This window comes from Idiomarina sp. T82-3 (genome assembly GCF_001577655.1).
Lineage (GTDB): Bacteria > Pseudomonadota > Gammaproteobacteria > Enterobacterales > Alteromonadaceae > Idiomarina > Idiomarina baltica.
Genome location: NZ_LSBQ01000001.1, coordinates 227,480 through 249,298 on the forward strand (window position 1 = coordinate 227,480; position 21,819 = coordinate 249,298).

Genomic DNA, 21,819 nt, shown 5'->3' on the forward strand with positions numbered 1-21,819 from the left:
GCGCATGTGTAACAACTTTGCCTTATGCTATTTGCTTGTCAACAAAAGCGCAAGGAAGAATCTCGGTAAATTGCCTACAAATGAGTAAGTAGCTACTTACAAACCGACCTCTTGCCAATAGATTTGCCGATCACTGCCACTGTAAATACCAAAAATGCCAAGTGCAGTTGGGTTCTCATCATAAACACCGTCACCCGTCCAGTCGTACTGCAAATGGGGGGGAACCTCTAAGTCAAATTCAAATTGGAGGTTTTCGTCTGCCGGCAACCAGCGCAAACTTTCGTCATCTCCCCGCTCCACTGACTGAATTCGACCACCGCTCAGCGTTACTGAGTCATCATTAGTATCCGCTATCTGACCAAGTTTAAGGTCAACATTCGGTGTTTCTGCCCCGTCTTCTACCACATATCGTTCTTCCGAAAACGCATTGTTTGCAACGGTATAGCAGTTATTATTTTCGTCGAGTTGGTACTCGTTGCCATTCCAGAACTCAACGTGTCCCTGAATGAGTAGTGGGTCGCTGATTGCTGATGCGACATTGTTGAGTACCATACGAGCAAACACCAGCCGCGCCGAATCAAAAGCAGCATAATCCGCATCTACGTAATCATCGTCTGCGGGTGCCGATAAACCGGTGTTCTGAAGTCGGCTATAATAATGACCACCTTCCCCATCGTTTATGCGAATCCCAAGGGTATAGTTCTCGTAAGGCCCCTCTTCAGCGTCACTACGTAAAAACGTTGCTTGAGCATTGTTTAACGACCCGTAGCCCCAGTTGCCAGCCGAATCGTCCCAGTCAATTGGACCCACTAAACTCGACCCTTGAGCGTTTGGCGTAACTCGCAAATTAAACGATTGGCCATTAACATTAAACGCTGCAAACTCCAAGAACGCTTTTGCCAAATCACTCGCATAATTACGAGTGATATTACCGCTAGCGTTACGTGCCACGAGTTGGATAGGTAGCAAGCTTTGTGGCTCACCAATGTAATACGAGGGTTGCGCTCCACAGGTATTTGCAAAGCCAGTGCCCGCCTCAAGCGTAAAGTGGTGCGGAATAAATCGACCGACAACAAACGGGGTTTCAAGCAAGTCGCTAGTATCTTGCCACTGAGATAGATACCCGCCGCCATTCTGTTGGGCTACTTGTGCTGTAATATTAGCATTACCGACTTCAGAGTAAGTAACCTGACCATTAGTAAAGGTACCTAATGCCGAACGCGAAAATTGTACTCCATTTTCCAACGAGCCGTCGTTATTAGCTACTGGCGGCGCAGCGGTCGCTGTCTCTTGTATAATCAGTCGTTCAGCCACCTGTTCAAGGCCAAAATTCGGGGTAATCTGATCTTGCGCGTTACGTGCCGTTAACACGACCTTAAACGGATCGCCTGCCTTAGCTAAAATCTCAGTTGAACTCGATAAATCAGTATCTAGCTGGCTCGATTGCATATTGATATGGTGCGGTTGCCAAACAAAAGTGTTTGAATCGCCGCGTAGCGTCACACCGTTGCTCAAAGTTGCTTTCGCCGAGAGCTTCACCGCGCCTACATCATCATACTTCATCGCTAAATTCGCTATACTGTCATTAAATTCAACCGCTACATTTTGATAGTTACCCGCAATTAAGTCGGTTGCATTTGCAGCCGTAAGCTCGGAGCCCACTTGGCCGCTTACCAAATACTCGCTTTCTGAACGACATTGGTTTGGATCCACACACTCCAACTGCATTTCAACTTGCGTTAAGTTATTTGTCAGCGCTTGACATTGCAGTGTACTGGTGTTTGTTTCTACGGCGCGAATTGTAATACCTCCAGATTGAATTCCCGCCGTTTGACGTGGTAGTTGCGTGCTCTGTAAACCAGCATCATAGAATACAAACCCAGCATTGCTTATTGCGATTTGACAATCGTCTACCACGCCATCCACTAAACACACTGTCGGGTTAGCCGGTTGTGGCGAGCTTTGATTGGTTACAGATAGGTTAGAAACGCCCGCCTGAGTAGGGTTCAACTGCGTTAGCAACTGCGAACTCGTCGCCTGCCAACTCAGCGAAGACGGTGAGAAGTTTCCGTTATCAGTACCAAGCTCAATCGATGCAGGACGATTAAACGTTTCCGAGCAATCGGCATTAGCGCACGCTTTAACCGCTACTTCGGCACCGTTGCATAAAACTGCATTTTGGTTGAATGCCAGTTGATAATGATGCACGTCCTGCTCGTTTGGAGAGCCAGGAATTGAGCAAACTGACAAGTCCTTAATCCAATGATAATTCGTCTCGCCTCCAGTACTACCGGTAAAACTTAAATACACCTGTTCGGGCATCTGCGGCTGATCTTGAATATTATCGAGCTTCAAAATACTGACAAAATTATTGTTCGCGCCGTTTTCGTCCAGCTTACGTAGTACCTCGATACTTGGATTATCACCCGTTCCATCGATCAAGACTTTATAGGTATGTCCCGGTTTAGGGTTAAACACAGAATTTGGGTTTTGGTTCGCTGGCGAATCAATTGCAGGATCAAGTTCATTTGAAGCGCGTAAGAACTTGTAATTCGTTGAATCAGCCCCACGAACGCCAACCCGGTTAGGAACCAGTCGATCAAACCCGCCGGCTCGTCCCTCGCTGTTGCGCGAGAAGTTTCCGTACTCATCAAAACCGATACCAAGCCAACCGGCTTGAAAACCTGGCACACCACCATTACGTTGAGCGTAACCTAGAGAGCCACCATAACTGCCCGCACGAGGATTGCCATTACTAATACGACTCGCATCAGACAGTACTAAAGCAATACCATCTGCACCGGTGAAGCCTGGCGACTGCGAGCCCCAAGCGTATAGTTTAAACTCAATTTCAATGCGATGCCCTTTACCCGGAAATGCCTTCTGTAACGTTACCGCAGTCGCTCGATTATTCTGATTATCAGTCAGTTCTAAATATTGCTCATTGTGAGCTTCAACTAACTTAGGTGAGTAATTTTCGTCCTTGGAATAACTCAGCCAGTCATTGCCAAACACTTGCCCAGCCATATTCAATGAATAGCATTGATTGCCACTTGCTTGGCAAACACTCCGTTGGTCCATCAAGCGTTTTATATCGTTGCCAGATAAATAGCTATCAAACATTTGGAACTCATCAATAGCGCCATCAAAAAAGCGGTTACCATCCCCTTCTTTGTCCGCTCCTAACCGAAGCGAGCTATTGTTTGTTGTTGGTTTATCGTTAATCGAGGCGTCGATAATGACTTCGTTATCGACGGTTAATGTTTGCTTACCTGATTTAAAACGAGCGACGACGTAATGCCATTCACCATCATCAAACCGTTGCGTGCTGGTTAGGGAATGGACACCCCTTTGTCCTTGCCACCACCAGTTAATTTGACCAGAAGACGTTACGTGCAACTCGTAATTAGTATCTTTACTCACCAGAGTCATTAACCCGGAGTCTGGTGTCGTGCTATACCGAGCCCATAGCGCTATCGTATATTCGTTGGTCAAGTCCAGAACCGGATCATCGGGCAGCTCTATATACTGCTTGGCGGAGCGTTTAAAATATCCATACCCACACGTACCCATGCCGTTTTCGTCGACTGGTAAGGCAGAACTTGCGCTTGCTTGTTGCCATTCAAGTCCCTGTTTTGCTTGTCCATTGAGTAAATTCTTCGAGCCATCAAGCACGTCTGTATTTGTCGTCCATGGACCGTCATTCATTGACCACTGCAATATCGGCTGAAGAGGCGCTGCGGTGCCGACAGTACAATAGCCTCCACCTTGAATATCTACACCAGGTTGTTGATAGTTAATCTGTGCGGGTTGACCACAACCTGTCTGGTAAATATCACCTGCAGCGGCAAGGGCACCATTTACGATCGATGTATTCGCCTCGAAACAAACTAAAACCCAAGGTTCGCCGGCATTCGCAAGAAAAATATCGCCCGTTGCGTAGATATAGCCATTAATTCGCACATCGCGTTCAATGGTTAAATCGCCGTTAACGATCAGCATGAAATTATCAGCATCATCGTTCTGGTTTAATCGAGCGCCTTGTTCTATGGTCAGGGAACCATCAATGTATACCCGAGAAGTTGGCGCAGGTGCCTGGTAGTCTTCGCCTACGTTTGCAAATGAGCCTTGACGTAAATAATCGATGGGATCTAGCGTTCTTGGTAACTGCTGTCCGTATGGGGGAACATCGGGACGAATATTTACCAGACTATTATTTCCGGACGTTAGCGCTTGGTCCCAAATATCTGAACACTGTTTAAGCGTATCTACAGCTCCGCACGGGCGGCTACGATTAAAGAGTTGATTCACTTTTTGACTGGAATACACGCCGGTCGCCACTGTGACCTCATCAATTGAGCCGTTGACGCCATGGCCAGCAAATGACTGCCCGCCAATATATAAATTAGCACGGGATGACAGTGGGTTAAGCGATCTATTACTCACTCCAGCGGTTGCTTTAAGTACGCCATCAATATAGAGGTTAATATCGTCCGACTGCGCATCATAGGTTGCCGCTATATGATGCCAGTTGCCATCAAATACCTGTTGACCAGGTACCGAGACGTTGTGAATCCGGTCTAAACTATCGCGAATCTCAAAGTACAACGCGCCATCAGACACCCGTCTATAAACTTCAAAACGCCCGTTAGGTCCTTCGGTGGGTCCTTCACCATAAATCAATAGTGTTTGATATCGTTCGGACGATGAGCGTTGTGCTGATGCGCTGATATTAAACCACATTGAAAGACTGACACTTTCAGAAGCTGAAAGCTGCTGGGGTTGTGGAACTCTTACAAAGTCATCGCCCCCGAAACGCCCATAACGACACGTTCCGATATTCCCAGCAATCGCCGGCGAAAATGAACTCGTCGTAGGCTGACCGACAGCGGTTCCCGACAAGGAACTCGAAGCACTGTTAAGAACTTCGCCCGGCTCGCCTGTCCAACTCGATTCATCAAAGTGCCAGTCACCAACAAGTTGATACCCAACATTGTTTCCGCCTGTGCACGGTCCTTCATTTGCATTGATATTACAGGTTTCGTCGACATTGAGTGGTTTATTACCACAAGCATTACTCTGACTACTATCGGTACACTTTGCGTTGGCATAAGTACCGTTTATTTGACCATCGTTCCAAAGATCGCCATCGACATTTATGCTTCCGTTAATGACACCACTGCCATTATTTCTAATGTTTCCCTCAGCATCGACATTACCGTTGATAACGCGGTTGTTAATGAGATCCTTGTCAGTATAGAGGTTGCCATCGATTACACCGTCAGAAGTAATACTCCCGTTAGCAAAAATATCCGCTTTGATGGTTGATGAGGCATCTATCTTTACCGAATTCTGTGTTTGAAAGCGGAGCAACAGAGGAATTGACTGTTTGTTGTTAATAGTTGACTTAATGACGGTATTACCCGTAATGATAAGCTCTGCCTTAGAGGTCTTCTTGAACCTTATTTCATCCGAGCCATTCAGCGCGGTAAAAACACTCCCTGGACAAGTAATGCTCACTCCACCTGAATTTGCATTAACAGCGTTACACTGCTCAAAAGGCTTGTTCTTCTTCCCAATATCTTTTGGAAACTCATACTGTTCGGCGTGTGACACCGCAGAAGCCGCAAATAACGAAAACATCAGCAAACATAAACTCATCCGTCTCATTCTAATGTCCTCGCTTCCATTGCTAACACACGTGTCGTGACTTGTGCTCCGACTGTGCACTCTCCCGTTGCTATCAACCGATAATGTGTATCAGATTCGTAATTATCACTCATGCATTGAATACTAACTTCGCAGTTCTGCAGGCCCTTGGCATCGCTAAAATCCATAGACGTGTCTACGGCAGGGCAAGCTTGCATCTCGCTATCTAACGGGAATAATTGATTCATCCCCTGCTGCAAACCACTTTGCGCTGCGGTGAATGCCCGTGTGCCATACACCTCAGTTACAACACTTTCGTTACTGGTACGTAAGAGACCCGAAAGCGTTGCCACCAGCAGACTAGTTACCACGATCACGAATATAGCAACTATCAACGCACTGCCACGTTGTGATTGATAACTAGGGCGCATTGGGAATATGAACCTCTTGACTAAAAAACAACTGTTCATTATCTATACTATTAAATTGCAGGAACAGATGCACAATATTATTTTGCAACAGGGTGGTTTCATCTACTTGAAAAGCCGGCGCGTTATTAACTAAATTCGCCAAACCATTCCCCATTAGCGTGCCTGTGACACCCGCAAATCGCCCATTGGCTGGCGTAGGCTGCTGCTGCGACCAGCCATAATTAGCGTAACGATATATGTTTTGTCCCTCAACACAATAGCTGACGGGCGTTCGTCCGATATACAGTCGTTGACGCGGCGAACGCTGACCATAGCGCGCGTTGCTACTCGCCAACGTTAGCTCAGTCACATTGCCAGAACGAGTTGTTTGTGCATTGACCTGCTCGTATCGATTCGAATTATTGGCGTAAACATGATTAGTACGCGTCGCGTAAATATAGAGTCTGTCAGTCACTTCGATAACGGACCAGTTGGCCAATGAAACAAAGGTTAACGTATTGGGTTGGTTATTACGAAACGGTGCGTCGTAATAGGTACCTGCTACGCGTGTCGGGACAAACTCTAAACACTGTGTTGCGGTATTATTGCCGATATTTTTGGGAGTAACCCGTGCACTATTCGGTACCGAATTTCTCAGTTCTCGCGTTAAACGTTCGATCACAAATCGACTTTGATCGAGTACGCGTACTCGCTCGGCTCCACTGACAAACATCTGTGAGCCGAACCCCACGAACTGAAACGAGAAAATGGCGATAATTGCCAATAGCAAAATGACAATGACTAACTCAACGAGCGTGAAGCCTCTATTACGCATTACCAATTGCCTCTGAACGCCGAGAAGTCGATATTCTGCCCTTGTGGCGTAATGACAGTAACTTCGATACGCTTGAGTCTATCTGGTTGCTCGACCGCGACGCGCACCTGCAAACGAAACTGTCGATAATCGTCGGTCAGGTCATTCGCTAACGTATCAGCGACTTGGTTTCCCGAGAGTTCCAGGCAGTGATAGTCGTCCACATCGTCAAAGTTCTCTCGTGACGCCTCCTCTCGATAACTTGTATTACTGCAGTCACTGGGGATCGTCGTGCAACTCGGTCCACCTGTTTCGCCGCAACGAGCCTCGCCAACGGCACTAGAGCCGTTTTCATCAAAACGGCGCGATAGAATTTCATTAATCAAACTTTGACCCAGCTCGGCGGCGCGCACTTGCTGCCACGGATTAACGCTTTGTTTAAACAGCGGTCCCATGCCCGTCGTTACGACCAGCGTGATAATGCCCACGACAACAATGCCGGCGATAATCTCGATAAGCGTGAAACCACGCTGTGGCTTGAGCTCTTTAACAGCCATAGATATAACCTTCGCGGTTGATACAGACTGACTGACTTGCGCCACTGGTTTCGGTGAAGGTGAATCGGCACGGTTGTGCGCCGCTACAGACTAAGCCAGATTCATCACGGGGGCGACCCAGTGAGTCGAACTCTATTTCTGTCGGTAAAGCGACATTCGTGTTCGCGCTGTTGGTGACCGTAAACGTTTTTCCTTGAAAATCTGCGATTTGACGTGCGTCGTCGGGATCTAGGCTGAATGTCGAGGTGGCAACGCCACAGTTTGTAGAAGTCGCTTGTCCAAGAGAGTTGGGTTGCAAAACAACCGCGGTACAGACCAATGAGGTATTCTGCATTGATTTGAGCTGGCTATTACGCAGAATAGACAAGGTTCGCTCGCGTAATACTAAGCTTTCGGTGCCGCCCGAGCCAATGAATAACGGTGAGGCGCCAACCGCGAGAATACCCACCACTACTAAAACAATAATGAGTTCTACTAGGGTGAAGCCTTTCATAGGAGAGACCTTAGATATTCGGCCCGCCGAGACGGCGAGCCGAGATTCGACCATTAAAAGATGGTTGGATTAGTTGCCGCAGCCGCTAACGTCGATTGCGACTGTTGGTGGTGTGTCTGCACTATCGGTTTGTTGGTAAGATACATAACAACCGTTACCAGATCCATCGATATCTGTATAATCAGCAGCTTCGGCAGGAGATGACTCAGCAATAAACCCAGCAGGACCGATGTATATTGTCGCAGGAGTAGTTGAAGTATCCTCAAACCACTCCCAATCTTCCCCTTCTGCACCTAAACTAGCAGCTTCAACAATCCCATCAGCATCAGCTGTAGGATAGCCGTTAGCAATAGTTACATCACCAATAGCGGTAGAAAAGTCACCATCAACCGCCGCTTTCGCATAAACCGTTTGGTAAGCGCCTTGGATATTACCCTTCAAACCTTTAACTGCAGACTCACGAGCGTCACCCGAGAAGTTAAAGAACTGAGGCGCAGCAGTCACGGCAAGAATACCGAGCACCACAATAACGATAATTAGCTCGATGAGCGTGAAGCCTTTTTGATTACGCATGATTACTTTCTCCATTAAAAAAATATTCAGGTGCGGTGTTAGTTATTATTACTGAACACGTTTACACCACCATTCCTAGGGTTATATACAAACGAGTTTCCAACTGTCTGAAAGTCATTACCCGTGGGTAAAGGGCTAACTCCTTTTATCGTGTTCACTAAATAATAAACACAAACTTGATTGGCAGCCTGTCCTTGTGCTGCACTACCGTTCGGATCATCGGTTGCATACGTATAGTATCGATACTCATCGATAGAACCGCTATCACCTTCTGCCATCACGGTCGGTGACCCTTGCAAGATTGCGGTCATCACTGTACGGCAATCGGCATTGGTTAACGTTGCATCAGTTGTCGAACTATTATTACCACTCACCGGATAGCCGGTATCACCGTCGACATACACGGGAACACCATCCATCTGCAACTGAGCGCCTGCGCCGTTTGTGCCGCCTTTAGGGCGACCTCGTAGCTCCCACTCGCCACGTACGATGCCGACAGCACTGGCAAAACCACCCGCGACGCCTTCGATAGCAGAGTCTTCCGCATCCGCCGTCACATCGGTAAAGCGCGGCAGTGCCGATGCGGCGAGCAAGCCAAGAATCACCACAACGATGATTAACTCGATGATTGTGAAACCGTGTTGCCGTTTATCCATAGTCAGCGTCCTTTATCATTTCTCGTGATATTGTATAACGACATTTTTACAATTCATAGGTCAGATCCGACATTTTTTGGACGAATTTGACCTGTCTCAGCGTCATATACTTGCCACGGCTTTTCATTAATACTGAAAATACATCGATTGCCCTCGACCCTTGCAGTTAGCTGGCGTGGCACATCAGCAAGACGTTGCCAAAGTGTTACACAACCTTGTTGCACGGCAGGCCAGCCACGCGCATTCATTTGTATAATTTCTTCACTACCACTTATGTTAAGTGATACATGTGTCGGACGACCACGCCGCATCCATTCCGCCCGAGCCAGTAATAAGGTGTCATTAAAACGCCGCAGTTCCATATCTCGTTGTGTTTCTTGCCACCCATTGTCGTCGCTCGGCGCGAACCAAATCCATAACGCGACTGCGGATAGCACCAATACGCTGATTATAACAACAACGTTTTGTAACAAACTGCGAAAACTCTGCTCGCTTTGCGCTTGGCTTTTCATCCCCGCCCCTGATACGCATTCATCATATCCCACATCGGCGTGAAGATACCCAGCGCAAGAATTAATACTAACACCGCCACAAAACCAATCATGACGGGTTCAATACGCGCAGTCAGCGTTTTTAAATCGTAATCCGTTTCTCGTTCATAATAATCAGCGACCTCTTTTAACAGCGTATCGCTTCGACCCGTTTCCTCGCCGACTACGATCATTTGTAATACCAGCGGCGTAAAAAGCTTGGATTGTCGTGCGGCACGAGACAAATTCTCGCCACGCTCAATAGTGCGCCGAATGTCTAAAATTTTGCGCTCCATGTAGGCATTATCAACGGCTTCAGACACCAATGAAAGCGCCTGCGTTAAGGGGACTCCCGCCGACAGCATAACCGCGAAACTGCGTGCAAAGCGAGACAGTATCGAACGCTCAAGAATCGAGCCGATAATCGGCATTCTTAATTTCCAACGGTCCCAAAATAGCCGACCGGAAGGGCTATTCACATAGGCGCGCACAGCAAAAAACGCCGCCACCATTGCGACAAGCATCAACGGCCAGTACGCCACAAAAAACTCCGAGGTTCCCAGCAGTGCTCGCGTCGCCCAAGGTAACTCGACGTTAAAACGGCTGAACATATTGGCGAACGTTGGAATAACAAATATGTTTAAAACGAATAATGCAACCACAAGCGCAATCATCACAAAGGTCGGGTAGCGTGTCGCTGCCTTGATACGCTTACGCGTATCTTGCTCTTTTTCGAGGTAGAGGGCGAGTTGCTCAAATGACTCCTCTAGTTGACCGGTATTCTCGCCAACGTGCACGATAGCGACAATAAGACGTGAGAAGACTTTCGGATGTTGCGCCATACCTGCTGACAACGTGCGGCCGCGCTCCAATTGACTATGAACATCACGTAAGGCGCGCTCCAAGCGCTTATTTTGGGTGGTATCGGCGAGTCCCTCGATGGCGCGCAGAATGGGGATACCGGCATTGGTCAATGAATACATCTGACGGCAAAATATAATGAGTTGATCCAGCTCGACGCTCGGCTCGGTTAATGCTTTCAGTTGCATCCATAATGAACCTCTCGGCGCGCTCGCTTTACCGCCTTGAAGTTTGCCTTTACTAACCGCTACATCAACCGGGATCAGCCCACGCTGCATGAGTGCTTGCGCGGCACTTTTGGCATCATTTGCCTCTACTGTGCCTTGTTGAAGCGCGCCGGCTTTGTCTCTGGCTTTGTAGCTAAACTGCATGGTTAGTCATCACTCTCGCTACGTTGTGCGATTTCGCTTACGTTGGTAGCCGCAAAATTTTCCTCGACACTTTCTGCCAAGAACAATACTTCATCAATACTGGTAACGCCCTGCTTGGCAAAGTCCAGTGCAACATTGGCCATCGATCGGTAGCCCTGCGCATGTTTGGCCGCCTCAGCAAAGCGTTGGGTGTCCTCTTGCCGCAGAGCGTCCATCATCGCGCTATTCATCTCAAGCAATTCAAATACACCGATCCGACCTCGATAGCCCGTATGGTTACAGTTCTGGCAGCCGACACCTTTCTTAAAGGTTTGGTTGCAACTACCCTTTTCTAAATGTTCGAGAATCGCGCGCTGTGCCTCATCGGGCGTATCGTCATGCGCACACCGCTCACATACTCGCCTGACAAGTCGCTGCGCAATCACCCCCCGCAAGGCAGCCGCTACTAGGTACGATGGCGCCCCCATATCAATCAACCGCATTGCACTGGTAATCGCATCGTTAGTGTGTAGCGTCGATAACACCATGTGACCTGTAATTGCTCCACGTAGACCAATCTCTACTGTCTCGTGGTCACGCATCTCACCCACCATGATGATATCTGGATCTTGTCGAAGTGTCGTGCGCAACACGCGAGCGAAATCAAGTCCAATCTTATTACTCACTTGGACCTGCGAAATCCTCGGTAAACGATATTCAACGGGATCCTCGACAGTGATCACCTTCTTCTCTTCCGTGTTAAGTTCACTTAGAGCACCGTAAAGCGTTGTCGTTTTACCCGAGCCCGTTGGCCCCGTGACAAGTAACATACCGTGCGGTCGATGAATTAAATGGCGGACGCGCTTGAGAATATCAGGCGGCATACCAACTTGATCCAGCGATAAGATACCGCTCGATTGGTCGAGCAAACGCATGACACAGGCTTCACCATACTGCACTGGCATCGTTGATACCCGCACATCAATACTGTGCTTTTTGACTTTGATATTAAAGCGGCCATCTTGCGGTAGTCGTCGCTCCGAAATATCGAGCCCCGCCATTAGCTTTAATCGCAAAACGAGCGCATTAGCGATGTTCGTTTCATCAAGCACATTTTCCTGTAATACGCCATCGACACGCTGGCGAATACGCAGCATTTTTTGATCAGGCTCGATATGAATATCAGACGCTCGAACTTGTACTGCATCCTCAAAAATCGACTTTAATAACTTCGCGACGGTCGCATCATCGTCGTCGTCATCTAAGCTATCTGACCCGAGTGTAAAATCAGCGGTTTCTTCATATTCGGTTTGTAGTTGACTTGCGAAGGTTTCTATTTCTTTAGTGCGACGATATAGAGAGTCGAATGCCGATAAGAGCTCAGCTTCGGATACGACCGCTAAGGTCACTTCACGGGGCGATAAATGCTGAGTCACCGCATCGACCGCTGCGAGATCGGCGGGATCACTCATCCCGACTAGCGCACTTTCATCATTCGCTTCGATCACCAGCGCTCGATAGCGTCGTGCTTGAACTTCAGGTAGTAACTGAACATCTTTTGGATTAATTTTACGGTCAGCAACGCTGACACGCTCTAGTTTCAGTTGCTGAGCCAAAAAGTCGAGCAGTTGCTCTTCGGTAATGTAGCCAAGATCACTGAGCGTCGCACCCAACTTGCGCCCACTGATTTGCTGTTCTTTAAGCGCACTTTCGAGTTGTGCTTCGCTGATGACTTGCTCGTGAACCAGCAAGTCACCCAATCGCATTTTAAGACGAGGTCGCTTCATCTTGATCTACCAATAAGTTGAGTTGTTGCTCGATAAATTCGAGCGTGGGTGCATGTTGGATTAATTCTTTTGCTCGATTAAAGAAACGAATCGCCGCATCCTTTTGAGCCAATTGTTGCGCAGCTATTGCCCGCCCTAACCACCAACGCCCCTCTGTCGGTTGAGCCTGTGCCAGCGACTGATAACTGTCGGCCATTAGCGTCCACTGATTCAGTTGTTGAGCTAGCTGAGCCTTAAGCCGGTAATACTCCAAATGACGACTAGCCTGCGGTTGCGCTTGCTTAAGCATGGTCAACGCGAGTTGTGGTTGCTGCCGCTTATCGAGCATCTTAGCCGCGAGCAGTCTTAATTCATGGGCTTGGGGATTAACTTCCAAACCGCGAGTAAGCACGGCTAATGCTTCCTGCCAACGATTCCGGCCGAATTGTAACGCGGCCAATTGTCGCCGCGCTTCGATGTGGCCCGGATCGATACTGAGCACTTTCTGCCAATGTTTCACCGCTTCGCTCAATAAGCCTTGCTCGGCGGTCTGTTTTGCAGCATTTATTTCCCGCGTGATGACTTGCTCCGGTGACAGTTGTACCGTTTTTCGCACGAGTGTCGGCGTGGGCTCTACTTCGCTCTCAGGCACGGCTTCCTGCGCATCATCAACCTCCGTTGACTCTGTTGCTTGCGGCTGTTCTGTCCTAGAAGACGTGGGCGGTACTTGTGCAGTATGCGTCGAATGATCCGCTTTAGATTGCTCAGCCGCAGGGGAATGCTGTTCAACCGGTTGTTGCCTGCTCGATGATTGTGTCACCGCTTGCGCTTCAGTTTGCGTCTCGGTTTGCGCTGGACGTGCGAAATTATTAGTCGACTCAACTGGCTCCGGCTCACTCACTTTTGGCACCGGTTGAGGTGCATTTACCGTCTCATTTTCGACCCAGCGATCCCAACTTAGGGCGCCGAAAATTAATGCAATCACAAGTAGCACTACGGCAACGATTGCAACCACCCAAGGGGTACGCGAAGAGGGACCCGCAACAGCAGAACCGCTGACACTCTCTGCTTCGCCGGGCTTTTGACCGCGTTTATCTAAATCTTTTAATACCTTATTCAATATACTCATGCGACAGAGTTCCACGGCCACGCTGGATGTTCAAAAGTTAAACTAACGATCGCTGAAATGGCCACACACACCAGTAGAATGGACCAAATGATCAGTCTGACCATCGGCGAACGATAACGCGTATCTGACGTATCCTTCGTTGCCAACCTCAAATCCTTATGTGATAACTTTCGACGACCTTCGCCATAGGCTAATAAGAGCATTTTGTGCGCCAGCACATTAACGAGTCTCGGAATACCTCGACTACTCTCATACAAGGCTGAAACCAAACCTGCTGAAAATATCGGTTCCCCTTTATAGCCAGCAATGCGCATTCGGTGGCCGATGTACTGTGCAGTTTCTCGTGCGTTCATTGCCGTAAGTCGATGCGAAAACGAAATACGCTGCCTGAGCTGGCGAAAGTTATGCTGAGCTAGCCGTTCATCAAGTTCGGGCTGTCCGACCAAAATAATATGAAGCAATTTACGTGATTCAGTTTCTAAATTAGATAGCAATCTTAATGCTTCTAAACTATCTTCTGGTAGCGCTTGCGCCTCATCCACGATAAGTACCACTGCACGTCCCGCGTGGTTAATTTCGAGCAGTTTATCCTGCAGTGCGCGAGCTAAAGGATGCTCACTTTCAATATCCGCAGTTTCAACTCCAAGTTCTTGCGCAACAGCACGACGTAATTGATCAGGATTAAGATAGGAGTCTGGTACGTAAGCGGTGTAAAAATAATCGGGAATTTCTTCCAACAGACGGCGACATAGCAACGTTTTACCAGTACCGACCTCACCGGTCACTTTGATAAAGCCTTCACCTGTATTCAATGCCGTTAATACCACTTTAGCGGCTTGATCGTGACTCTTTAGCTCACAATAAAACTGCGTATTGGGCGTAATGGTAAACGGCAGTTGATTTAGCCCGTAGTGATACAAGTACATAGCGCGCCTGACACCTACTGATCATGCGCGATGTCTGGAAACCAGGTTTCCAACAATTCACGAGAGCGCTCTAACTCCTTCTGCCACGTATCGGCGCCAATAACTGTTGGCTTGATCAATATCACTAGCTCTTTTTTCGAGGCATCGTTACTCTTGTTCTTGAATAGGTTCCCCACCAGCGGCAGATCGCCGAGCAATGGTACCTTTTCTACGTTTTCCGACGTTGAGTTTTGCATCAAACCACCGAGTACAACGATCTCACCACTGCGCGCTCGTACAATCGTATCAGATTCACGAATATTACTGCGCGCCAATGGCAAACGCAGTGTTTCATCGCCAATCGTAATTACTTTTTCTTGTTCCTTCGTCTCAACGACTGACGGATGCACATGCAGTGTGACTTCACCGTCGTCACTTATTTGCGGTGTGACATCAAGCGAAATACCCGAGAAAAAGGGCGTCAAATCAACATTTGAACTCGTCAACGCGTCTTGTGTGACCGTGGTATTGGTCTGCGACGTTACATCCGTGACGTAATATTCGTCTTCACCAATCTTTATCACCGCCTTTTGATTATTTGATGCGGTGACACGCGGATTTGAAAGCACCTGCACGCTGCCTTGCGTTTGCAGCAATTCAAGAAAGCCGGTAAAGCGATTAGAGTTAAAGGTTAAACCGAACACACCATCCGCCGTCGCGGCAGCGATATCGTTAGGGACAGAGCCATTAAATCCGAAATCAAATCGCCCGCTCATGTTTAATTCATTCCAGCGAATACCCTGTTGATATTGGTCGCCTAGTGTCACTTCAACAATGCGTGCTTCTAAAATCACTTGTCTTTGTAAACGGGACTGTAAATTGTCGAGAAACTGACCCACTGCACGCAGTTTTGATGGTTGTGCAGTGACACTTACAAGCCCGGCTTGTGGCGAGAGCACGACGCTGCCATTACCGCCGACAATGCCTTGGATCATATCTTCCAAACTACCCCAAAGATCGGTTTCTGACTGCGTATTGACCGATGCGCCATTAGCGCCGCCGGCATTCATATTGCCGAAGTTCTGATTTTGGCCGCCACCGTTGAGACCACCTAATCCACCCATGTTGGATGAACCGCTATTATTGTAGCTGTTATTGTTTCCATAGGTATTATTGTTATTTCGCTCTTGGCTAACACCGCCGCTCGTAATTTGCGTTTGCGATAAGCCAAAGCGCTTCAACGAAAGATAATCGAGCGTAAAGGTTTGCGTGCGAACACCGGCAGGGTATACCTGGATCATACGACCATCGCGACGAATCTCATAACCATAGATATCGCTTATGACATCTAGCGTTTCATCGATAGTCACATCTTTTAGATCAAGCGAAATATCACCTGAGACATCTGGGTGAACTACGATATTGTACGGTGTATCCACTGTAAGACTGTAAAAAAATTGCTTTGCGGCCACGCCATCAGCCTGTAATACAAAGCGAGGTTCGCTACCAACGAGAGCACGGGATTCGCCTGTTTGGCGTTCTACTGACTGGTTCAAGAAAGCGGCCACATCATCCGGTACCGCTGATGATGCGGGTTTCTTTCCTTGCACAGGGGTATCTTGCTGCATCGCCTGATAAGCCTCGCGCGGTTTTTCATCGGGCTGATAGGCACAGCTCGTCAGCAACGTTGCCACCGCTGCTATCCAAAGCACTCTCATTGTTGATCTCCCTGAGATTCGATATTCTTTATATTCAATGGCTGAAATAATTTAAGTATTCGTTGAACCGAGCCATTGCTTAAGGTAACACTGTTCGAACCGATGTCCGCGACACGAAACCCTGCAATAGTGTCACCGAGACTTAGCCATTGATTGTTTATTAAGGCACGCTGCGACGTAGCCGAGACAACGACTTGCGCTAATACTAAGTTCGTATCCTGCTGAGAGCTTACCCCACGCCCTGCAGTCCAACCGTAAGGCCGAGTTGGATCTTGAGCTTGTGCTGTAAATGAAGCGACTGATACGACGGTCGCCAGTAGCCACGTCAAACGATAAGGACTAGTTTGCACCGATAAACTCCTTATCCATACTGATAATACGCCATGCGATACTCAGTTCAGCTTCGGGATAGCTATCCACACGATAATTAAACTTCAGCCATTCAACTTCAGGAAACTCAGCTTGAAGTTGCTCTGCATAGCCCATGATATGTTCGAAGTCACCCTTGAATACGGCATCGACGCGATGCTGATACAAAGCACCACTCTGCTCATCTGTGATGCGTTCAGGCTGAGGTGTCGTCAACGAAACAAGCTGCATGTCATCAGGATAATTCAATGCGGCGCGTAAAAAGGCTTTCCGTTGTGCCGCGCCTAATACGCTATAGCCGCTTGCGCGCTCTATTAGTTGCGTCAAACGCGCCTGCTTACGTTCAATATCATCACGAATCGGCTTGTTTACATCTTGTTGTAACTGTGACTTCAATTGCTCGTTCAACGCGCGTACTTGGCTCAACTGCTGAGCCAACTGTTCGGTTCGTAATTTGCTGGAATTCATTGCTTTAATGTTTGGAAGTAATAATGTACTCCCCATATATACAGCAATAAGCACCCACACTAATATCGCAATTAAAATGCGTCTATCCCGAGGCTGTTGCTGAAACCATTGATTTAATTGTTGCCAGCGCTTATTCATCTGAACCTCGCTCACTCGCTAGGCTAAAGGTTTGATTGTCTTGTTCATCTTGAGACAAATCGACCACTGAGAAGCGACTATTCTTGAGTACAGGCTTTTCTTCAAAACGCGCCATCCACTTCGGAATGAGGTGCCCCTTTATGGCTTTACCGTGCAAGTTAATCCGACCCTCTTCAATGCCAAACTCGGTTAACCAGAGTCCATCCATATCAATGGCGCTTAATTCGGACATCAACTGCTGAGGCGCGATCAATTGACGCGATTCGAGGTTAGTGAGCCGCTCGTTAAGCTCCATTTGCTGTTGGATCTGACGAGATAATTTATCCGACTGATCGACCAATTGTTGATTGGGGCTTTTCTGCTGAACTTGCGCCTGTAGTTGTGTTTGTTGCTGCTGCAACTGCTGTAACTGCTGATTCATCTCATCAGCGGTCGCTTGCCGTTCGCTGGCTAAGCTCTTTAACACTATCCACACAACAAGTAATAAAATAGCCAGTGCTACGGCTACCACTAAACTGCGGGCAAGCGAGAGTCGGAGAACAATGGGTTTGAGTTCGTCGGTATATAAATTTATGAACTGCTTCATTGTGCCGTCCCCTCTACCCGTGAGGATAAACTAGCACCCAGCGCTTCTAAGTCCGAGAAGTCTCCCTCACACAGCTCGCTCATCCAGCTCGGATACTCAAACAACTCAACATCAGCTGCTAGCAAGTCACGCAATGATTCTGCCATGGCCTCTCGTTGTGGACCGGCTATCGCTAACACAATTCGGCGTAGACTCGCTTGACGGAGCTGCCCTTCATAGTAATCCATCGAGCGCTGTATTTCTGTCGCCAAAGGTTCCAAGGCGCCGAGTTCAATCTCTTGCGCTGAATACTTAGACAAGTCTCGGACGCCTCTCAGTTCACGTGTGAAAACCAACGCTCCAGCGCGATATATTTGCACCACGTAGCGACTTTTACTCAAACCGTAAAGCACCAAGCAAGCATTTTCGGTCGTTTGAAATAAATTCTTCAACACCATTTCACTGACAGTAATGCTATCGAGTTGCCACGACTGCGAAGCGACCGCCTCAACGATTTGACTCAGCAATGTCTTGGAGGCAACAACGGCCGTTATTTTATCTTGTCCACTCGCATTTAATGGCAGATCGTAATAATCGGTCACCATCTCATCGGGACTCATATCGGTCAGCTCATCTAACTGAAACCGTAAACTTGCGGCAATATCCTGTTCAGGTACGTCGGGACGTTCAACGGTGGTTGATTGGTAATGAGCGGGCTGCAGTACAACATTAACGGGGGCATGCTCTAAAGACAGTTTTTTATAACGTTCGTTAAGGGCATTTAACGCATGATCAATGTGATTATTTTTGATCGTTTCAACATCATTCACGATCAACTCAGGCTCTTGCTCTGTTTTTATTTTAAGGACAAGGAAACGAAGCTCAGTCGCATCAATACTGACTACAAGCTGATAATTTGAAGCGTTTTTTTTCCCGAACAAAAAGCGCACTGAGCATTCCTTTGTTTATTTTTTGTTTATGTTATCAAACCTCATACGCCTTTTGGAACAAAAATGCGCGTTATTTCCCCGTTTTTTGATTTTCCTCTCACTAATCTAAAGAAAAACGTTTCACCGTTTGTTCAAGTTTTGCCGCCAGTGACTGCAAGGTGTGCGCAGTACCGCTTGAATGGCGTGTGGCTTCTTGGTTTTGTTGTGCCATGCCGGCAAAACGCTCGACGGTTTCGGCTACTTCATCACTGGCGCGATTTTGCTCCTTCAGCGCCTCGCTAATCTCTTGTACGACCTGCATCACGTCATTAAAACTGTCGCGTATCCGTCTCATTGCTTGTCCAGTCATGTCCGCAAGTTCGACGCCTTCCTCGACTTCATTGACACCATGTTTCATTTGCTTAACGCTACTTTGCGTACCGCGTTGAATCTCTCCAACCATGTGTTCAATTTCATCAGTTGATTCTGAAGTACGTTGTGCCAGGCTTCTGACCTCATCTGCTACAACTGAGAAACCTCGTCCTTGGTCACCCGCACGAGCCGCTTCAATCGCTGCATTTAACGCCAGCAAGTTTGTTTGATCAGCGATACCCTTGATAACCGACACAATATCGTTAATTTTCTCTGACTGAGCATCAAGTTCAGTCAGTCGTTGTGAAGCCTGCGTGACAGCTTGGTTAATACGATCCATCGCTTGTGTCATCTGCTCAATGACCGTACTGCTCTCGCGGGCTTCCTCACTCGAGCGATGAGCAATACTTCGTGCTTGCTCAGCATTGTTTGACACCTGCTCAATACTCGCACTTAATTCTTGTATCGCAGTCGCAACCGAATCAGATGCTTGTGTTTGTTCATCCGAAGATGCCGACAATTGTTCGGCGGTACTCGCCACCACGCCGCTGGAGTCATTCAGCTCATTAACGGCGTGTCGGATGTTATTTAGCATCGCTTTCAGCTTGTCTTGCATCGACTTTAAAGTCGTGAGCACCTGCGCTATTTCATCCTTACCGTCCGTGGTAATTCGATAGTTTAATTGCCCGTCGGCAATGGCATCAATCGCCTGTTGCGCATCGGCCAAGCGATTCTGAAGTTGCTTTTTGAATGTCCAAGCCGAACCAATGGCAACAAGTGCCACCACTAAACCACCCAATAATGTTGTCCATTCCGCCAATAGGCTCGCCTGATCGGCCTCCGCATGGCGTTTCGTGAGCTGCGTGCGCTCAAAAGCGATAAAGCTATCCATTAACTCACGCATCGCTTGCATGTCTTCGCGGCCACGGCCTTGTTTTACAAGATATGCAGCCTGATCTAAGCCCATCGCACCGGGACCGTATTGCAACCGTATCGAAATAACCGGCTCCATAGCCTCTTCGAGCCAGCGTTGATACAGCTGATTAAACTCCTCTAAACGTTTGAGTTGCGCCGATGAGCTCTGGCTGAGCTGTTTTAGCTGTTCCCATGATTTAGACAGGTGAGCCTTTCCTTCATCATAGGGCACCTTGTCCTCGTCGTTTCCACTGATGACATAGCCACGTTGACCACTTTGAATCAGCAATAATTGCTTAACCAAATCTTCCGCAACAGTAATAACAGTAAACGTTTGCTCTGCTTGAGAAGTTGTGTTTACGAGTGATCGAATACTGAATAGCGTCGTTGTGATCAATACAACGAGGACTAGGAGGATGGCAGCAAATGCCGTGTACAGCTTGTGGGTTAGTTTCATGGGCTTGACCAATACCAAAATTAAGAATACTTAATCTAGTATCGGTCAATCAAAAGATAACTTCAGCCCTGAGAAATGTCATAGTAAACTCAGGGCTGCGGTCAAACGCGCTTATTATGAACGCTTCCAGTGCAACGTTTGACCGGCATAGTAAGGCACAATAGGCCCTGTTGCGGTTGCGACTTGCTCAGGTACTTGCCAAGTCTCCTGCGTTAAGGTTAAGCGCTCTTCATTCAAGGGTAGTTGATAAAACTGTGCGCCAAACACCGAACTAAAATTCTCTAACTTATCAAGCGCATCGTGCTGACTAAAAAACTCCGCGTAAAGCTCAATTGCAGCAGGGGCCGAATAACAGCCTGCGCAGCCACATGCGGTCTCTTTGTTGGCTTTTACATGCGGCGCGGAATCTGTTCCTAGAAAGAATTTGGCACTCCCCGATAAAGCCGCATTTTGTAAACGCTCCTGATGCTCACGACGTTTTAAAATCGGTAAGCAATAGTTGTGCGGACGCACTCCACCCACTAACAGATGATTGCGATTCATCAACAAGTGCTGAGGCGTTATCGTTGCCGCCACATTGTCATGAGCCGAAGTCACAAAGTCGACCGCATCACCGGTAGTAATGTGCTCCAAAATCAACTTCAGCGCAGGAAATTGCTGAGTAATCGGGATCAAATGACGCTCAATGAACACCTTCTCGCGGTCAAAAATATCGATATCGGCGTCGGTCACTTCGCCATGAACCAACAGCGGCACACCGTGCGCCTGCATCGCTTCGAGTTCGGGGGCTAAAGCTTCGACTGATTTTACGCCAGAGGCTGAGTTAGTGGTTGCGCCTGAAGGATAGAGTTTAAAGCCGATGACTTTGTCTTCAGCGGCTGCTTTTTTTACTTCCTCGACCGTCGTTTCACCTGTTAGATAAAGTGCCATACGAGGATCAAAGCGCTGATCCGCGCCAAGATGAGCCATGATGCGTTCACGATAACTTAACGCAGCAGACACGGTTGTCACCGGGGGGACTAAGTTGGGCATAACCACCGCACGGTGGAACACTTCAGCAGAATGCGGCACTGTAGTGGCCAGCATTTCTTCATCGCGCAAGTGCAAGTGCCAATCGTCGGGGCGGCGGATCGTAATCGAGTTCATCAAGTTACCTCATCGGAGCGAATACACACCCACTAGTATACTGCGTTCG

19 protein-coding genes are annotated in these 21,819 nt (G+C 48.0%); all 19 read right to left on the bottom strand.

Features of this window, described 5'->3' with window-relative positions; all coding sequences use genetic code 11:
- Positions 1-96: 96 nt before the first annotated feature.
- Entirely contained in the window at positions 97-5,670 is a 5,574-nt protein-coding gene (locus tag AWU56_RS01050; RefSeq protein WP_286681516.1) for a LamG-like jellyroll fold domain-containing protein, read from the bottom strand.
- Positions 5,667-6,080 carry a hypothetical protein gene (locus AWU56_RS01055; protein ID WP_006956797.1) on the bottom strand — a complete coding sequence of 138 codons (414 nt, stop codon included), beginning with the start codon at positions 6,078-6,080 and terminating at the stop codon, positions 5,667-5,669. Before AWU56_RS01055 ends, AWU56_RS01050 begins: the two co-directional genes overlap by 4 nt.
- The gene (locus AWU56_RS01060; protein WP_286681517.1) at positions 6,070-6,894 is read right to left on the bottom strand and encodes a PilW family protein; all 825 of its coding nucleotides are present in this window, start codon (positions 6,892-6,894) and stop codon (positions 6,070-6,072) included. Before AWU56_RS01060 ends, AWU56_RS01055 begins: the two co-directional genes overlap by 11 nt.
- Entirely contained in the window at positions 6,894-7,430 is a 537-nt protein-coding gene (locus tag AWU56_RS01065; protein ID WP_286681518.1) for a type IV pilus modification PilV family protein, read from the bottom strand. The genes AWU56_RS01060 and AWU56_RS01065 overlap by 1 nt, the downstream gene beginning before the upstream one ends.
- Positions 7,420-7,923: a prepilin-type N-terminal cleavage/methylation domain-containing protein gene (locus AWU56_RS01070; RefSeq protein ID WP_286681519.1), complete on the bottom strand. Its 504-nt coding sequence runs from the start codon at positions 7,921-7,923 to the stop codon at positions 7,420-7,422. Before AWU56_RS01070 ends, AWU56_RS01065 begins: the two co-directional genes overlap by 11 nt.
- Positions 7,924-7,992: 69 nt before the next feature.
- The gene (locus AWU56_RS01075) at positions 7,993-8,496 is read right to left on the bottom strand and encodes a type II secretion system protein (protein ID WP_286681520.1); all 504 of its coding nucleotides are present in this window, start codon (positions 8,494-8,496) and stop codon (positions 7,993-7,995) included.
- Between the two features lie 38 nt (positions 8,497-8,534).
- On the bottom strand, positions 8,535-9,152 hold the full coding sequence (locus AWU56_RS01080) for a prepilin-type N-terminal cleavage/methylation domain-containing protein (protein ID WP_286681521.1): 618 nt from the start codon (positions 9,150-9,152) through the stop codon (positions 8,535-8,537).
- 53 nt (positions 9,153-9,205) lie between these two features.
- On the bottom strand, positions 9,206-9,664 hold the full coding sequence (locus tag AWU56_RS01085) for a hypothetical protein (protein WP_286681522.1): 459 nt from the start codon (positions 9,662-9,664) through the stop codon (positions 9,206-9,208).
- Positions 9,661-10,914, bottom strand: coding sequence for a type II secretion system F family protein (locus AWU56_RS01090; protein WP_286681523.1), 1,254 nt, complete (start codon positions 10,912-10,914; stop codon positions 9,661-9,663). Before AWU56_RS01090 ends, AWU56_RS01085 begins: the two co-directional genes overlap by 4 nt.
- Before the next feature lie 2 nt (positions 10,915-10,916).
- A complete protein-coding gene (locus tag AWU56_RS01095; RefSeq protein WP_006956812.1) occupies positions 10,917-12,680 on the bottom strand; it encodes a GspE/PulE family protein in 1,764 nt (587 codons plus the stop codon).
- Positions 12,661-13,788, bottom strand: a complete 1,128-nt coding sequence (locus AWU56_RS01100; protein WP_286681524.1) for a tetratricopeptide repeat protein — start codon at positions 13,786-13,788, stop codon at positions 12,661-12,663. The genes AWU56_RS01095 and AWU56_RS01100 overlap by 20 nt, the downstream gene beginning before the upstream one ends.
- Entirely contained in the window at positions 13,785-14,714 is a 930-nt protein-coding gene (locus tag AWU56_RS01105; RefSeq protein ID WP_286681525.1) for an ExeA family protein, read from the bottom strand. Before AWU56_RS01105 ends, AWU56_RS01100 begins: the two co-directional genes overlap by 4 nt.
- Positions 14,715-14,728: 14 nt before the next feature.
- The gene (gene mshL, locus AWU56_RS01110; RefSeq protein ID WP_286681526.1) at positions 14,729-16,411 is read right to left on the bottom strand and encodes a pilus (MSHA type) biogenesis protein MshL; all 1,683 of its coding nucleotides are present in this window, start codon (positions 16,409-16,411) and stop codon (positions 14,729-14,731) included.
- Positions 16,408-16,761: an MSHA biogenesis protein MshK gene (locus AWU56_RS01115; RefSeq protein WP_286681527.1), complete on the bottom strand. Its 354-nt coding sequence runs from the start codon at positions 16,759-16,761 to the stop codon at positions 16,408-16,410. The genes mshL and AWU56_RS01115 overlap by 4 nt, the downstream gene beginning before the upstream one ends.
- Positions 16,751-17,386 (bottom strand): hypothetical protein, encoded by a 636-nt coding sequence (locus AWU56_RS01120; RefSeq protein ID WP_286681528.1) that lies wholly within the window; start codon positions 17,384-17,386, stop codon positions 16,751-16,753. Before AWU56_RS01120 ends, AWU56_RS01115 begins: the two co-directional genes overlap by 11 nt.
- Positions 17,379-17,972: a PilN domain-containing protein gene (locus tag AWU56_RS01125; protein ID WP_286681529.1), complete on the bottom strand. Its 594-nt coding sequence runs from the start codon at positions 17,970-17,972 to the stop codon at positions 17,379-17,381. The genes AWU56_RS01120 and AWU56_RS01125 overlap by 8 nt, the downstream gene beginning before the upstream one ends.
- Complete coding sequence (locus AWU56_RS01130; protein ID WP_286681530.1) at positions 17,969-18,901, bottom strand: Type II secretory pathway component; 933 nt, start codon at positions 18,899-18,901, stop codon at positions 17,969-17,971. The genes AWU56_RS01125 and AWU56_RS01130 overlap by 4 nt, the downstream gene beginning before the upstream one ends.
- A 100-nt stretch (positions 18,902-19,001) precedes the next feature.
- On the bottom strand, positions 19,002-20,624 hold the full coding sequence (locus tag AWU56_RS01135) for a methyl-accepting chemotaxis protein (RefSeq protein WP_286681531.1): 1,623 nt from the start codon (positions 20,622-20,624) through the stop codon (positions 19,002-19,004).
- A gap of 114 nt (positions 20,625-20,738) precedes the next feature.
- Complete coding sequence (gene pyrC, locus AWU56_RS01140; RefSeq protein WP_286681532.1) at positions 20,739-21,770, bottom strand: dihydroorotase; 1,032 nt, start codon at positions 21,768-21,770, stop codon at positions 20,739-20,741.
- Between the last annotated feature and the right edge of the window lie 49 nt (positions 21,771-21,819).

What these genes read in the sequence shown, in the direction of transcription:
- AWU56_RS01100 (WP_286681524.1), bottom strand. Translation starts at nt 13,788, where the DNA reads ATGAGTATATTGAATAAGGTATTAAAAGATTTAGATAAACGCGGTCAA.
- AWU56_RS01065 (WP_286681518.1), bottom strand. Translation starts at nt 7,430, where the DNA reads ATGGCTGTTAAAGAGCTCAAGCCACAGCGTGGTTTCACGCTTATCGAG.
- AWU56_RS01120 (WP_286681528.1), bottom strand. Translation starts at nt 17,386, where the DNA reads ATGAATAAGCGCTGGCAACAATTAAATCAATGGTTTCAGCAACAGCCT.
- AWU56_RS01095 (WP_006956812.1), bottom strand. Translation starts at nt 12,680, where the DNA reads ATGAAGCGACCTCGTCTTAAAATGCGATTGGGTGACTTGCTGGTTCAC.
- AWU56_RS01090 (WP_286681523.1), bottom strand. Translation starts at nt 10,914, where the DNA reads ATGCAGTTTAGCTACAAAGCCAGAGACAAAGCCGGCGCGCTTCAACAA.
- AWU56_RS01075 (WP_286681520.1), bottom strand. Translation starts at nt 8,496, where the DNA reads ATGCGTAATCAAAAAGGCTTCACGCTCATCGAGCTAATTATCGTTATT.
- AWU56_RS01105 (WP_286681525.1), bottom strand. Translation starts at nt 14,714, where the DNA reads ATGTACTTGTATCACTACGGGCTAAATCAACTGCCGTTTACCATTACG.
- AWU56_RS01050 (WP_286681516.1), bottom strand. Translation starts at nt 5,670, where the DNA reads ATGAGACGGATGAGTTTATGTTTGCTGATGTTTTCGTTATTTGCGGCT.
- AWU56_RS01135 (WP_286681531.1), bottom strand. Translation starts at nt 20,624, where the DNA reads ATGAAACTAACCCACAAGCTGTACACGGCATTTGCTGCCATCCTCCTA.
- AWU56_RS01055 (WP_006956797.1), bottom strand. Translation starts at nt 6,080, where the DNA reads ATGCGCCCTAGTTATCAATCACAACGTGGCAGTGCGTTGATAGTTGCT.
- AWU56_RS01070 (WP_286681519.1), bottom strand. Translation starts at nt 7,923, where the DNA reads ATGAAAGGCTTCACCCTAGTAGAACTCATTATTGTTTTAGTAGTGGTG.
- mshL (WP_286681526.1), bottom strand. Translation starts at nt 16,411, where the DNA reads ATGAGAGTGCTTTGGATAGCAGCGGTGGCAACGTTGCTGACGAGCTGT.
- AWU56_RS01060 (WP_286681517.1), bottom strand. Translation starts at nt 6,894, where the DNA reads ATGCGTAATAGAGGCTTCACGCTCGTTGAGTTAGTCATTGTCATTTTG.
- AWU56_RS01085 (WP_286681522.1), bottom strand. Translation starts at nt 9,664, where the DNA reads ATGAAAAGCCAAGCGCAAAGCGAGCAGAGTTTTCGCAGTTTGTTACAA.
- AWU56_RS01080 (WP_286681521.1), bottom strand. Translation starts at nt 9,152, where the DNA reads ATGGATAAACGGCAACACGGTTTCACAATCATCGAGTTAATCATCGTT.
- pyrC (WP_286681532.1), bottom strand. Translation starts at nt 21,770, where the DNA reads ATGAACTCGATTACGATCCGCCGCCCCGACGATTGGCACTTGCACTTG.
- AWU56_RS01125 (WP_286681529.1), bottom strand. Translation starts at nt 17,972, where the DNA reads ATGAAGCAGTTCATAAATTTATATACCGACGAACTCAAACCCATTGTT.